Consider the following 13,361-nt stretch of genomic DNA (forward strand, 5'->3'; position numbering starts at 1 on the left):
ACAAGAAGGCCATGACGGGCGCGGCCATCCTGTTCGTTTTCATCGCACTGGCGCTCCTGGCCCCCGTCCTGTACCCGGACAACCCCTCCAAGATCACCGGGATGGCCTCGCAGGAGCCGGACGCCGAGTTCTGGCTGGGCACCACCGCCAAGGGCCAGGACGTCCTGGCCCTCACCATCCACGGGGCCCGCAGCTCCCTGTTGGTGGGACTGACCGTGGGCTTCGCCTCCACTTTCATCGGCATCCTCGTGGGACTGGCCTCGGCCTACTTCGGCAAGTTCATCGACGAGGCCCTCTCCCTCACCACCAATGTGTTCCTGCTCCTGCCGGGGCTGCCGCTCCTGGTGATCCTGGCCGCGTTCCTGCCGCCGGGCCTTGGCACCGTGGTCCTGGTCCTGGTGGTCACGGGCTGGGCCGGCTCCGCCCGGGTGCTGCGCTCGCAGGCGCTGTCCATCCGGTCCAAGGACTTCGTGGCCGCTGCCGTGGTCACGGGCGAACGTCCACTGCGGATCATGTTCCGCGAGATCCTGCCCAACATGGCCTCCATCGTGATGGGCACGCTCCTGGCCTGCATCATCTACGGCATCGGCGCCCAGGCCGGCCTCGAGTTCCTGGGCCTAGGTGACGTCAGCACCGTCTCCTGGGGCAACAACCTTTACTGGGCGGGCAACGAGGGCGCCCTGCTTACCGGCAGCTGGTGGGTGTTTGTGCCCTCCGGCCTGTGCATCGCGCTGGTGGCGTTCTCGCTGTCGCTGATCAACTACGCGGTGGACGAGGTCACCAACCCGCGACTGCGGAAAATACAGGTGCGGAAGATACGGCTGCGGAAGATCAGGAAAACCAGGCCCGCCCCCAAACCCGCAACACGTGGAAAGCGAGCATCCGCATGACCGTCTCCCAGACCTCCTTCGGGTCCCACGAACCCGTCCTGGAAATCAAGGACCTCACCGTGAAGTACCGCGGCGACACCCGCTCCACCGCCGCCGTCGACCGCGTTTCCTTCAGCATCGGCACTGGCGAAATTTTTGGCCTGGCCGGCGAGTCCGGCTGCGGTAAATCCACCATCGCGAACGCGATCATGCGGCTGCTGCGGGACCCGGCGGAGATTGCCGGCGGCAGCATCCGCTTCGGCGGCAGGGACGTCCTGGCCATGCGGGCCGAAGAGCTGCGCCGGTTCCGCTGGCAGGACGTGGCCATGGTGTTCCAGTCCGCCATGAACTCGCTGAACCCGGTGATGACCATCGGCGACCAGATCGTGGATATCTACACCACCCATGCCGGCTACACCCGGAAGGAGTCGCTGCGGCGGGCAGCCGAACTGCTCGAACTCGTCCGGATCGATCCCGCCCGGCTGAAGTCCTACCCGCACCAGCTTTCCGGCGGGATGCGCCAGCGTGCTGTCATCGCGATGGCAGTGGCCCTCAAGCCGTCGCTGCTGATCCTGGACGAGCCCACCACCGCGCTGGATGTGGTGGTGCAGCAGGAGATCATGGCCCAGATCAGGGAGCTGCAGCGCGAACTCGGCTTCTCCGTCCTGTTCATCACGCACGACATGTCCCTCATGGTGGAGCTCTCGCACCGGATGGCCGTGATGTACGGCGGCCGGATCGTGGAAACGGCCAAGGCCAAGGACGTCCATGCCTCGCCGCTGCACCCCTACACGCAGGCGTTGATGGGAGCGTTCCCTCCGCTCACCGGCCCGCGGGTTCCCCTGGCCGGCCTGGCCGACGGCGTGAAGTTCAGCAACATCGCCGACCTACGGGAAATCGCGCCCGGACACTTCGTTTCGCCCCTTCCCGTCCTCCAAGGAGCACAGTGATGAGCACGCCCGTTTCAGCCGCACCAGCGAAGGAAACAGCGGCCGGCGCTCCGGCGCTCGGAGCCCCCGCCCTCGAAGTGAAGGGCCTGGTCAAGGACTTCTCCAGCGGTGGCCTGTTCTCCCGCGACTCGGTACGGGCCCTCGGCGGCGTGGACCTCGCCATCAGGAAGGGCGAGATCGTGGCGCTCGTGGGGGAGTCCGGGTCCGGCAAGAGCACCCTGGCCCGCTGCATCGCCCGGCTGGAGAAGCCCACCGCCGGCCAGATCCTGCTCAATGGCACGGATGTGCTAAAACGGGACCGCTTCCAGGCGTCGAGGGGATACCGTTCGCAGCTGCAGATGGTGTTCCAGGATCCGTTCGGCTCGCTCAACCCAGTCCACCGGATCGAGCACTTCCTCACCCGTTCGCTGACCCTGCACGGAAAGGCCGGCACCCCGGACCAGCTGCGCACCCGCCTGGACGGGCTGATGACCACCGTCGGCCTCACCCCGGACATGCTTAACTCCTACCCGCATGAGCTCTCCGGCGGGCAGCGGCAGCGCGTGGCCATCGCCCGGGCGCTCGCGGTGGAGCCCGAGGTGATCCTCGCGGACGAGCCCACGTCCATGCTGGACGTCTCAGTGCGGATCGGCATCCTGAACCTGATGCGCCAGCTGCGGGACAGCCAGGGAATCTCCATGCTCTACATCACGCACGATCTCGCCTCCGCCCGCTACCTGGCGGACCGGATCGCCGTGATGTTCGCCGGCGAACTGGTGGAGGAGGGCGAATCGCTGGACCTGCTGGCCAACCCGGCCCACCCCTACACCCGGCTGCTGGTCTCGGCGGTGCCGGACCCTGCCCGCACCGGATCCTACGACCCGGGCGAGCGGGCGGCGCTGCGCGCCGCGGTGATGGAGTCGGCGTCGTGCGCGTTCGACGGCGACCCGGAGCAGCGCTGTTCCGCCGCCGAACCCGTTCGCCACCTCGTGGGCGATCCCGCCAACGAGCACTGGGTGCGCTGCCACCTGTACCGGCCTCCGGCCACGGCGGCGAGCCATGCTCTGTCCGCCGAGCCCCTCGAACCCGAGCCCCTGAAACCCCCCGGATGCGTCGCCATCGGACGATTCCCGCACAAAAAACAAGGCTTCAGCATGACCGAACTGACCCACCCCCTGGCTACCGTGCCGCAGGATGAACTCGTGGCACGCGCCGAGTCAGACCCGCACCGGCCGCGCTTCCACTTCGTCTCACCCGCAGGCTGGCTCAACGATCCCAACGGCGTGAGCCAGTGGAACGGGACCTACCACCTCTTCTACCAGTACAACCCCGAGGGCGCCTTCCACCACCGCATCCTGTGGGGCCACGCCACCAGCACCGACCTGGTGAACTGGACCGACAAGCCCGTGGCGCTGGAGCCGTCCGAGGGCCCGGACGCCGACGGCTGCTGGTCCGGTGTGCTGGTGGACGACGGCGGCACGCCCACCCTGGTGTATTCAGGCCGGCACGGCGAGCGCGAACTGCCGTGCGTGGCGGTCGGGTCGCGGGACCTCCTGAGCTGGACCAAAGCTCCGGAGAACCCCGTGATTCCGGCGCCGCCTGCCGGTGTGGACATCACCGCCTACCGCGACCACTGCGTGTGGCGTGAGGGAGCGGTGTGGCGGCAGCTGGTGGGATCCGGAATCCGCGGCCGCGGCGGCACGGCGTTCCTGTACGAGTCCGCCGACCTCCGCCGCTGGGACTACATTGGCCCGCTGTTCATCGGCGACGCCGCCTCCGGCGATCCGGCAGCCACGGACTGGCAGGGAACCATGTGGGAGTGCGTGGATCTGTTCCGTGCGGACGGCGGGGCTTTGGGTGACCAGGGGCCGGGCACCGACGTGCCTGTCTTCTCGGCCTGGCACGACGGCGACACCCGCCACCCGCTCTACTGGACCGGACGCTACGCGGGGGATTCCTTCACGCCCCGCGAGCTGCTCCGGCTGGACTACGGCGGCCGGTACTTCTATGCCCCGCAGTCCTTTGCGGACGAGGCCGGGCGGCGCATCATATTCGGCTGGCTGCAGGAGGGCCGGGCGGAGGCTGCCATGGTGGAAGCCGGCTGGTGCGGAGTAATGAGCCTGCCGCGGGTCGCCACCCTGGACGCGGAAGGGGAGCTGGCCTTCGCGCCGGTGCCGGAACTGGAGTCGCCCCGCCGCGACCATGTCCGGATCGGCCCCCGGACCCTTGGCGCGAGCGAAGTGTTTGCCGGGGTGTCCGGTAACCAGCTGGACCTTGAACTGGACCTCGAAATGGAACCCGGGAGCGTCTTCCGGCTGGGGATCCTGGGCACCGGCACCGGCACCGGCACCGGCAGAACTGCCATGGACGCTGGCGGTACTGCCATGGATCCTGGCGGTAACACCCCCGAACCCGCCGAGGAAACGGTCATCGAAATTGGCTGCGAAGTGGGAAGCAGCGGGTTCTCGCAGTCCTATGTGCTCCTGGACCGTTCCCGCAGCAGCCTGGACCAGACACTGGACACGGAGGAGAAGGCCGGCCCTGTGGACCTGCCCGGGGGTGCACTGCACCTGCGGGTGCTGGTGGACCGCTCGGCGCTGGAGATCTTCGCCAACGGCAAGCCGCTCACGGCCCGGGCCTATCCCACCCTCGGCGGGGACGCCGTCCGGCTTTCCGCTGCCGGTGCCGTCCGGCTGGTGCAGCTGGACGCCTGGTGCATGGATGGCGTCTTCGGCGGCCCGCGCCCGCTGTTCCCCTAGCCCGGCCAAAGCGAATCCAGCTGCGAGCCCCGGGGCCGCGCCCCGGCTCCGCCGTGCCTACCGGATGGTGGTGCAGGCGGCGGGGGAGCGGCTGGTGGGGAAGCTCGGCGGCGCCAAGATCCTGGCCGCCGCCGATGCCTCCCTGGCCTCCGGCAGGGTTGGCCTGAATGTGCTGGACGGCCGGGCCGCGTAGCAGGATGTGCTGGTGCCCGGCTCCGGATGAAACCGTTCCGATCCCCGCCAGATGGTGAACAGCGGGTGGCCGGCGCGTGACATTTCACACTAAATCTGATTTAAGATGCAACATTTGACTCACAAAAAGGGATGTGGCACGCGCGCGCAATGGGCAATGTAAGCGCTTGCACAAATGGAGTTAAACTCGGTTTTTGGACGCCCGAAACACGGTTTGATAAGCGGCTGCGGGCCCGCCTAGCGTAGGAAGTCGGCGCAGGAAGGAACACCTTCCGAGCCGACTTCCGGGGCCCTACCCAAGCCCCGTCCCCCTCGACACAAAGGCGTCCCGATGACGCCTGCCGTCATCGGGAGCGCCGGAGTTTCGGGGAATGAGGGCAAACGCCCGACTTCCACGAATGGTCTTACTCCGCGAGAAGAGCAAAACATGCACAAGCACCCCAATACCCCCCGGATGCTGCGGTGGCGCCCTGCCGCCGCAGCACTGGCGGCGGCCGTGGCGGCCTCCGTCTTCCTTGCGGTTCCGTCGGCCCAGGCCAACGAGCCGTCTGACCCGCCCGCCACTCAGCAGATGCCGGCTCCGACCCCCGGCTTCCCCCTGCCCACCCAGCACAGCCAGCAAGCGTACGACCCGGCCGCGGATTTCACCTCAAAGTGGACCCGTGCCGACGCCAAGCAGATCATGGCGCAGAGCGATTCCACTGTGGCTCCCGGTCAGAACTCCATGAGCCCGGACGTCACCATGCCGGAAATCCCTGAAGACTTCCCGGCCATGAACGACGACGTCTGGGTTTGGGACACCTGGTCCCTGACCGACGAGAACGCCAACCAGATCAGCTACAAGGGCTACGACGTCATCTTCTCCCTGGTCGCCGACCGCCACGCCGGCTACGGCTTCGACCAGCGCCACTGGAACGCCCGGATCGGCTACTTCTTCCGCAAAACCAACGCCGACCCGGCCAAGGACAAGTGGAACTACGGCGGACACCTGTTCCTGGACAACACCTCCATCGGCAACACCGAATGGTCCGGCTCCACCCGCCTGATGCAGGGCGATCACGTGAATGTGTTCTACACGGCCACCACGTTCTACGACGTCAAGGAGCGCAACGCAGGCGGCGGCGGCATCGCCCCCGACGCGGCCATCGCCAAGGCCCTGGGGAACATCCACGCCGACAAGAACGGCGTTACGTTCGACGGTTTCCAGCACACCAAGCTGCTCGAGCCGGACGGCAAAATGTACCAGAACAAGGCCCAGAACCCCGGCTTCGCCTTCCGCGACCCCTACACGTTCGCCGACCCGGCCCACCCGGGCAAGACCTTCATGGTCTTCGAAGGCAACACCGGCGGTACCCGCGGCGAATACGAGTGCAAGCCCGAGGACCTCGGCTACCGATCCGGCGACCCCAACGCCGAGAAGCTCAACGAGGTCAACAGCACCGGAGCCTACTACCAGACCGCCAACGTGGGCCTGGCTGTGGCAGACAACAAGGACCTCACCAAGTGGTCCTTCCTGCCGCCGGTCCTCTCGGCCAACTGCGTCAACGACCAGACCGAACGTCCGCAGATCTTCATCCAGAACGAAGGCGGCAAGAACAAGTACTACCTGTTCACCATCAGCCACCAGTTCACCTACGCCGCCGGCATGCGCGGGCCTGACGGTGTCTACGGCTTCGTCGGCAACGGCGTCCGCTCGGACTACCAGCCGATGAACAACAGCGGCCTGTCCCTCGGCTCGCCGACGGACTTAAACATGCCCGCGAACGCGCCTGAGGGCCCGGACCCGCGCCAGAACGGCCGCCAGTTCCAGGCCTACTCGCACTACGTGCAGCCGGGCGGCCTTGTGCAGTCCTTCATCGACAACGTAAACGGCGTGCGCGGCGGCTCACTGTCACCCACCGTGAAGATTAACTTCCGCAACGGTGTCTCGGCGGTTGACCGCAGCTTCGGCAAGAACGGCCTCGGCCCGTTCGGCTACCTGCCCACCAACGTCAAGGTTGGCGGCGAGGGCCTCTACAAGTAACCGGCAACGGACTACTGAAAAACCCGCAGTACCAGCAGGGGCGTTCGGAACTCATCCGGGCGCCCCTGCTGTGCTGAACGGTTGTGTTAACCGTCCATTTTCAGACCTCTATATACGGACAAAATACGGAAGCCTGCCTGCGTGCGGGGGTCTCCGGCTTTGTCCGCCGCTTGGTATCCCGCAGGCCATCCGGGCTAGACTCGCACGCCGGGGGACAGCACGCCAACGCCGCCACTGGCCGGACACGGTCCGGCGGTGCAATTTCAAGCAGAAGAGTGACCTTTGAAAAACCTTTCACGCCCCCTGACCGCAGCCGTCCTCTTTGCCGCCCTGGCACTTACCGCATGCTCCGCACCGGAGGCCGGCAGCGCGCCGTCGTCGTCCGCTCCCGCTACGGCCACCGCGTCTTCCACGCCCAGCCCCAGCAAAAGCTCCGGACCGTACGGGGACTTCCCTTCGGCAGCGGAGGCGTGCACCACCATCTCCCAGCAGGCCACCGGCGCCTCCCTGTTCCCGCTCTCCGCGGCGCAGGGAAAAACGGCGGAACTGGAAAAGCTCAAAGCCGAACTCAGCGACACCGCCGAACGCGTCCCGGACGAACTCAAGGCCGACTTCGCCAAGCTCAACGAAGTGGCAGTTGCCGGTCTGAGCGACCAGACGGTGTACTCCAGCGGAAAGTTCGACGCCGCCATGACGCCGATCACCGCCTGGCTCGCCACCAACTGCAAATAGCCGTCCGCCGCTGATTTTGCCGGCGTCCGGCCGGTTGTCACGGCCACGGGATAGGGTGGTGTTCAAGAGAAGGGGGAGATCCTGATGGAATACCAGAACCCGCATCCCGCGCCGGGGGCGCACGCTGAGGCGGGCGTTGTCCTCGCTGCCGGCGCCGGACGTACCGTCATTTCCGAAACCGCCGTTGCCAAGGTCGCCGGCATAGCCGCCCGGGCCGTTCCGGGCGTGTATTCGCTCGGCACCGGTCCGTCCCGGGCCCTGGGGCCATCCGGGACGCCGTGGGCAGTTCGGACCACGCTGCCGGGGTCCACGCGGAAGTCGGCGAGAGGCAGGTGGCCGTGGACATCAACCTCGTTGCCGTCTACGGGACGCCCCTGCACTCGCTCGCAGACCAGGTCCGCGCCGCCGTATACACTGCCGTGGAAGAGCTGGTGGGCCTGCAGGTCATTGAGGTCAACGTGGAAATCAATGACGTCTACGTGGCAGGACCGGCCAAGCCCGGCCTCCCCGTGGAGTCCCGGACTGAAAGGGAGGCCCTCCAGTGAGCCTGACAGTAGTGGGAATCGCAGTGGGCGCCTTCGTGGCCTTTATGTCCTTCCAGTTCGGAGTCTGGGGCTTCCTCGTCTCGCTGCTGTTCATGGGCATCGGTGCCCTTCTCGGCCGTGCTGCCGAAGGGAAACTTGACCTGCGCAGCGTGCTCGACGCCATCACTGGCCGGCGCTCATCCTCATGAGCACCACGGCCGCGACGGTGGCCGGCGGCTCCGTGATGGCCGGCCACAACCGCATCAGCACACAGGCGCTGACCAGCCTCGCCCGGGCCGCTGCGGCCGAGGCGCTGGGTATCCCGGCCCGCGATGTCCGGGCCGACTGGTCCGACGACGACGGGCTGCTGGCATTGTCGCTCGTCCTCCCCATCCGGATTCCGCCGCTAACCACGGTTCTGCGTGACCCGGGCCGTGTTGCCGGCTTTGGCGGATCCATCCGGGACCGCGCCGTCGCGGCCAAATCCGTGATCCTGCACCGCGTCGCGGAGCTCAGCGGGGCGCAGCTGAGCCGGGTGGACATCCGGATCAGCGGCGCCGCCATCAGCGAAGGGGGAAGAGTCCGGTGAACAACGTCGCGGACGTCCGCTCGAAGGGGAGCCACGCAGCGGGGAACGGTGCCTCGGAGCCTGCCGCCACTGACCAGCGGGACTCACCGGACGCACGGGGCGCCGGCATGCGCCGGATCCTGGACCGTGAGACCCGCTCCTCCCGGGCCGGAGTGTCGGGAGTTGCCGCAGTCCTGGTGGTCCTGCTGTGCGGCTACGGTCTCCTCGAATCCGCCGTGCGGGCCGTTGGCCAGCCGCCCTGGCTCATCGATCCGCAGACCGCCGCGGAGCGCATCATCGCGCTCCCGGCAGGCATGCCGCCGTTGCTGCTCGGCGTCATCGGTGCCGTAACCGCCATGGTGGGACTTTTCTTCTTCCTTAACGCCGTGCTCCCGGGCCGCCGCGCCCGGCACCTGCTCGCGGACCCCCGCGCCGGCGTCGTGGTCGATGACGAGGTGATCGCCTCCGCGCTGGCCCGGCGGGCCAGGCTGGCTGCCAATGTCACGCAGGAACAGGTGATGGTGGTGGTGTCGCAGCGCCAGGTGACCGTCAACGTGCGTCCCACGTCGGGCGTGCCGGTCAGCGAAAACGCCGTCCTCGCCGCAGTGCTCGAAGAGTTGCGGGAGATGGCCCCGGCGCCCATGCCTGAAGTGCGAGTCAACGTGGCCACGTCAGGGGTGATCGGGGCATGAACAACACTCCCAGAACCCTGAACCGGATCCTGATCGGAATCCTCGGCCTGAAGCTGCTGGCCATCGGCCTGTTCCTGGTACTGCTGGCAACCGTGCCGGCCGTTGGTACCTGGTGGCGGCATTGGTCCGCCGGCGTGTGGAGCAGCATGAGCCAGCTCTTCCAGCGCACGCCGATTCCCGGTGGGCAGGAAAGCTGGCTGTGGGCGGTGATCGCGCTGCTGCTGGCCGTGGTCATTGCGCTGATGGTCGCGTGGGTAGCCCAGCAGGGCAAAGGCCGTTCCAACCTGATTGTCGCCGAGGACGACGCCGGCGACTTCCCCGGCAATGTCTTGATCGGCGGAGCGGTGGCCGAGCAGGCCCTGAGGGCGGCTTTGGCTGAACGGCCGGATCTCGCCGGCGTCACCGTGGCAACGTACGAGATCCGGGGCGAGCCCGCGCTCAAGGTCCGTCTGCAGCCCCGCCAGGGCGTTGCCCCGCACCTGCTCGCCGCGGATGTCTCCGCCCTCGTGCAGGCCTTGGACACCGTCGTCGGGAAGCGCACACCGGTGCTGATCCACATTGGAGCCGGGGCCCGTTCCCGGTTCGGCCGGGCAGAGCGCGTCCGTTAGCGGGCCGCCCGCGCCGGGCGTTCAGCAACAAGCCGGGCGGTAGCAACCCGGTCGGTGCCAACGGGTCGGCAGTATCCTGGCCAGCCACCAACACTTGCAGCAAAGGGGACGCACCCTTCCCAACGGAACGGGGCGCCCCTTTTCCTTGCGGGTGTCAGCTGGCGAGGAGGTACACGGCCCTGTTCGGCGCCAGTTTCGACGCCGCACCAGCGTTCCCGGAACCAGCCGGGGCGCCGGCCACCGCATCCGGCGTGCTGGCCAGGACAATCCGGAATCCCTCCGGCAGCGGGACGGCGGCAATGCCCATGTTGGCGAACACCAGAACATCTCCGTTGTGGAAGCTGAGTACGCCCTCCTTTGGTGAGTGGGCTGCTGCCCACCGGAATGTTCCGGCACCAAGACCGTGGTCACGCCGGAGCGCCAGCGCGGCGCGGTACAGCTCCAGTGTGGAACCGGCGACGCCGTCCTGCCGGTCTGCGGCCAGCCCGCCGAATGCCTCCGGCTGGGGAAGCCAGGGCGCGGAGGGTGCTTCGCCTGCACTGCCCGCTTCCCCGGCGCCGAATGCTGAGGCGAACCCGTAGCCCGGCTCGGCAGACTTCCACGGCAGCGGCACCCGGCACCCGTCCCGGCCCCGTTCCACGCCGCTTGTCCGGAAGAACGTGGGGTCCTGGCGTGCCTCGGCGGGGACCGTGGTGTGCTCCGGCAGCCCCAGTTCCTCGCCCTGGTAGAGGTAGGCCGAACCCGGGAGGGCCAATGCAACCATGGTCGCGGCGCGGGCCCGGGCGAGGCCCAGTTCTGCGTCCGGCTGCTCATCCTTGGCGGCGATTCCCTTCGGGAACGTGGTGGGATCCTTCAGGCCGAAGCGGGTGGTGTGCCGGACGGTGTCGTGGTTGCTGAGCACCCAGGTGGTGGTTGCGCCCACGGTAGCGGCAGCCCGCAGTGAATCTTCGATCGCCGCAGCGGTCCGTGAAGCGCTCCAGCCAGCCAGGAGGAAGTCGAAGTTGAACGCCTGCTGCATTTCGTCTTTCCGGACATACCGGGCCAGGCGCTCTGCCGGTTCCACCCAGGCTTCTGCCACCAGCATGCGGTCGCCGTCGTATTCGGCCAGCACCCGGTTCCAGTCCCGGTAGATGTCGTGCACGCCGTCCTGGTCGAAGAACGGCGACGGCGGGTACAGCGGCGAGACCGCCTGGTGCTCGTCGCCGGTGGCTGCGCCGGATTCCACGGCGGTGCCCCCGGCCGCACTGTGGGCGCGGTGCGGCTCCTCCGTTTCGGAATGGCCGCCGTGGGCATCGCCCGGCAGTTCGGTGGAACCTTGCACCATGGCCGCGAACCCGTCCCAGTCCGGCAGGCCCTCTTCCTTGACCATGCCGTGCGCCACGTCCACGCGGAACCCGTCCACGCCGCGGTCCAGCCAGAACCGCAGCACCGAGCGCATTTCCTCGTGCACCTCGGGGTTTTCCCAGTTGAGGTCTGGCTGCTTGGTGTCGAAGAGGTGCAGATACCAGTCGCCGGGCCTGCCGTCTGCCTCCGTGATACGGGTCCAGGCGGGTCCGCCGAAGATCGACTTCCAGTTGTTGGGCGCCAAGCTGCCGTCGCCGGAACCGGGCACGGCGTCCTTGCCCGGCCGGAACATGTAGCGGTCCCGTTCGCGCGAGCCCGGGGCCGCGGCGAGGGCCTCCTGGAACCACACATGTTCGTCCGAGGTGTGGTTGGGCACCAGGTCCACAATCACCCTGATCCCCATGCCGTGAGCTTTCTGCAACATTTCGTCGAAGTCCGCCAGGGTTCCGAACAATGGATCCACTTCACGGTAATCCGCGACGTCGTAGCCGGCGTCGGCCTGCGGTGATCTGTAGAAGGGGGACAGCCATACGGCATCCACACCGAGCTTGTGCAAGTGGTCCAAATGCGCCGTAACGCCGCGGAGATCGCCCATGCCGTCTCCGTTCGCATCAGCGAATGACCGGGGGTAGACCTGGTACACAACGGCGCTGGCCCACCAAGCCTGGATCGAGGAGCCGGCAGTTGGGACTGGGCTGTATGCCACAGATATCCTTTCCATAAACTTCGGTGTAAACGCTTGCATTTCTCACGGCAACGTTACTAGTGTGATGGGCACCACTTCAACCGCACCGCCGATTTGCTTGTCACTCAGCGAGGAGTCTCATTTTGAAAACCCCTAAGTTCCTACTGCCGGCCGCAGCCGCCGGCATTTTGGCGTTAACCCTCTCCGCCTGCGGCGGGGGCGGCGGCACAACAGGCGGCGGAGGCGGCGGCGACGCCGAACAGGGCCTCGACGGCCGCGGCCCCATCACGTACGTCCAGGGCAAGGACAACAGCAACGTTGTCCGTCCCCTGATCGAAAAGTGGAATGCGGCCCACCCGAACGAGAAGGTCACGTTCAAGGAACAGACCGACCAGGCTGACCAGCAGCACGATGACCTGGTCCAGCACTTCCAGGCGAAGGGCGCTGACTACGACGTCGTTGATGTTGACGTTGTCTGGACGGCCGAGTTCGCGGCCAAGGGCTGGCTCCAGCCGCTCAAGGACAAGATGGCGTTGGACACCTCCGCCATGCTCAAGCCGACGGTCGACAGCGGAACCTACAAGGGAACCCTGTACGCGGCCCCGCAGACCTCGGACGGCGGCATCCTCTACTACCGCAAGGATCTGGTTCCCACCGCGCCGACGACGTGGGAGGAGATGATGGGCATGTGCTCCATCGCCAAGGCAAACAACATTGGCTGCTATGCGGGCCAGTTCAGCAAGTACGAAGGCCTGACGGTTAACGCTTCCGAGGCCATCAACTCCTCGGGCGGTTCCGTGCTGGACAAGGACGGCAAGCCCAGCCTGAACACCGCCGATGCCAAGGCAGGGCTGGAAAACCTCGCGAAGGCGTATGCTGACGGGAACATCCCGAAGGAAGCCATCACCTACAAGGAAGAAGAGAGCCGGCAGGCTTTCCAGGACGGCAAGCTCCTCTTCCTGCGCAACTGGCCGTACGTCTACAACCTGGCCACCACTGAGGGGTCTTCCAAGGTGAAGGATGTGCTGGGCATGACTGCCCTTCCGGGCAAGGACGGACCGGGTGCTTCCACCCTTGGCGGCCACAACCTCGCCGTGAGTGTCTATTCAAAGAACAAGGCCACCGCCCTGGACTTCCTGAAGTTCATGACCTCGGAAGAGACTGAGAAGTTCTACGCAACCCAGGGCTCCCTTGCGCCGGTCCTGGGCGCGCTGTATGAAGACAAGGAACTTGTGGCCAAGCTGCCTTACCTGCCGGTGCTGAAGACGTCGATCGAGAATGCCGTGCCGCGTCCGGTCTCGCCGTTCTACCCGGCGGTCACCAAGGCCATCCAGGAAAATGCGTACTCCGCCATCAAGGGAGAGAAGACCGTGGAAACCGCACTGTCTGACATGCAGAAGTCCATCGAATCCGCCGGCGCGGCGGGGTAACGCTGC

At 66.9% G+C, this 13,361-nt stretch carries 12 protein-coding genes and 1 pseudogene; 12 read left to right on the forward strand and 1 reads right to left on the reverse strand.

Features of this window, described 5'->3' with window-relative positions:
* Positions 1-11 precede the first annotated feature (11 nt).
* From FCN77_RS02575 to FCN77_RS02630, 11 genes and pseudogenes are all read left to right on the forward strand, one after another.
* Positions 12-890, forward strand: a complete 879-nt coding sequence (locus tag FCN77_RS02575) for an ABC transporter permease (RefSeq protein WP_137320986.1) — start codon at positions 12-14, stop codon at positions 888-890.
* Positions 887-1,819, forward strand: coding sequence for an ABC transporter ATP-binding protein (locus tag FCN77_RS02580; RefSeq protein ID WP_137320987.1), 933 nt, complete (start codon positions 887-889; stop codon positions 1,817-1,819). Before FCN77_RS02575 ends, FCN77_RS02580 begins: the two co-directional genes overlap by 4 nt.
* Positions 1,819-4,557, forward strand: a complete 2,739-nt coding sequence (locus tag FCN77_RS26590) for an ATP-binding cassette domain-containing protein (protein WP_254678821.1) — start codon at positions 1,819-1,821, stop codon at positions 4,555-4,557. The genes FCN77_RS02580 and FCN77_RS26590 overlap by 1 nt, the downstream gene beginning before the upstream one ends.
* Positions 4,520-4,750: a hypothetical protein gene (locus tag FCN77_RS02595; protein WP_137320988.1), complete on the forward strand. Its 231-nt coding sequence runs from the start codon at positions 4,520-4,522 to the stop codon at positions 4,748-4,750. The genes FCN77_RS26590 and FCN77_RS02595 overlap by 38 nt, the downstream gene beginning before the upstream one ends.
* Before the next feature lie 426 nt (positions 4,751-5,176).
* On the forward strand, positions 5,177-6,772 hold the full coding sequence (locus FCN77_RS02600) for a glycoside hydrolase family 68 protein (protein WP_137320989.1): 1,596 nt from the start codon (positions 5,177-5,179) through the stop codon (positions 6,770-6,772).
* A 282-nt stretch (positions 6,773-7,054) separates the two neighbouring features.
* Positions 7,055-7,504 (forward strand): hypothetical protein, encoded by a 450-nt coding sequence (locus FCN77_RS02605; RefSeq protein WP_137320990.1) that lies wholly within the window; start codon positions 7,055-7,057, stop codon positions 7,502-7,504.
* 84 nt (positions 7,505-7,588) lie between these two features.
* A pseudogene (locus tag FCN77_RS02610) lies at positions 7,589-8,049 on the forward strand (Asp23/Gls24 family envelope stress response protein).
* A complete protein-coding gene (locus FCN77_RS02615) occupies positions 8,046-8,237 on the forward strand; it encodes a hypothetical protein (RefSeq protein WP_137320991.1) in 192 nt (63 codons plus the stop codon). Before FCN77_RS02610 ends, FCN77_RS02615 begins: the two are co-directional and overlap by 4 nt.
* Positions 8,234-8,617 carry a hypothetical protein gene (locus tag FCN77_RS02620; RefSeq protein ID WP_137320992.1) on the forward strand — a complete coding sequence of 128 codons (384 nt, stop codon included), beginning with the start codon at positions 8,234-8,236 and terminating at the stop codon, positions 8,615-8,617. The genes FCN77_RS02615 and FCN77_RS02620 overlap by 4 nt, the downstream gene beginning before the upstream one ends.
* Before the next feature lie 107 nt (positions 8,618-8,724).
* Positions 8,725-9,288, forward strand: a complete 564-nt coding sequence (locus FCN77_RS02625) for a DUF6286 domain-containing protein (RefSeq protein WP_254679082.1) — start codon at positions 8,725-8,727, stop codon at positions 9,286-9,288.
* Positions 9,285-9,896 carry a hypothetical protein gene (locus FCN77_RS02630; protein WP_137320994.1) on the forward strand — a complete coding sequence of 204 codons (612 nt, stop codon included), beginning with the start codon at positions 9,285-9,287 and terminating at the stop codon, positions 9,894-9,896. Before FCN77_RS02625 ends, FCN77_RS02630 begins: the two co-directional genes overlap by 4 nt.
* Positions 9,897-10,050: 154 nt before the next feature.
* Here the strand turns inward: FCN77_RS02630 and FCN77_RS02635 are convergent, their stop codons facing one another.
* Complete coding sequence (locus FCN77_RS02635; protein ID WP_254679083.1) at positions 10,051-11,835, reverse strand: alpha-amylase family glycosyl hydrolase; 1,785 nt, start codon at positions 11,833-11,835, stop codon at positions 10,051-10,053.
* A 233-nt stretch (positions 11,836-12,068) separates the two neighbouring features.
* Here FCN77_RS02635 and FCN77_RS02640 point away from each other — a divergent pair, with 233 nt between their 5' ends.
* Positions 12,069-13,355, forward strand: coding sequence for an ABC transporter substrate-binding protein (locus tag FCN77_RS02640; RefSeq protein ID WP_137320996.1), 1,287 nt, complete (start codon positions 12,069-12,071; stop codon positions 13,353-13,355).
* Positions 13,356-13,361 lie beyond the last annotated feature (6 nt).

Source organism: Arthrobacter sp. 24S4-2 (assembly GCF_005280255.1).
Classification (GTDB): domain Bacteria; phylum Actinomycetota; class Actinomycetes; order Actinomycetales; family Micrococcaceae; genus Arthrobacter.